The following is a 596-nucleotide window of genomic DNA, read 5'->3' as shown; positions in this document are numbered from 1 at the left end:
AGATATTACTCCTTAAAAATGAGGAACTTCTTAATGAAAATGTAGATCATGAAGATAATTTGATTGCACTTTGTCGCGACTGTCACAAAATTTTTGATACCCCTCGTACCATAGAAGGATATCGAGAGATTGTTTCAATAAAGCGAGAACTTCAACGGTTGTCAAAAATAAAAAATAGTTGGTTTGGAAATTCAATTGACGATGAATTAAACGAAGTTATTATTGCGTTAGCATCATATTCCGGCGAAGCATTAGAAGAACTTTCATTTAAGGCTATGAAGGTTGAACACAAGTCGGATGATACTTTACAAGTGTTAGTTAAACTTAAAATTACTAATAATATTAAGTATTTTTATCCGAAAATAAAGTTGAAGTTTTCAGAGTTAGATAAAAGAGCTCCATACACGTCAGATACAATTTATAGCCAGGTAAAAACTTACTATATTAAATTAAAAAAAGATGGTCTTAATCAAACGGAAATATTTGGTGCATTAGTTGAATGGATTAATAACACCACCAACTGTAAAAATATAGAGATTTCAGAAATTATCGTATCCTACTTCATTCAAAACTGTGAGGTATATTCATGATTACAC

General features: G+C 30.4%; 1 protein-coding gene. It reads left to right on the top strand.

What is annotated here, in order from left to right; translation table 11 throughout:
- On the top strand, nucleotides 1-590 hold a 590-nt coding region (locus AB4653_RS28590), incomplete at its 5' end, for an ABC-three component system protein (protein ID WP_372106016.1).
- Nucleotides 591-596: the final 6 nt, after the last annotated feature.

It is taken from the genome of Vibrio sp. 10N.222.48.A3 (assembly GCF_041475345.1).
Taxonomy (GTDB): Bacteria; Pseudomonadota; Gammaproteobacteria; order Enterobacterales; family Vibrionaceae; genus Vibrio; species Vibrio tasmaniensis_A.
Note: the sequence above shows the minus strand (reverse complement) of the source record. Positions and strands in the feature narration are given on the sequence as shown.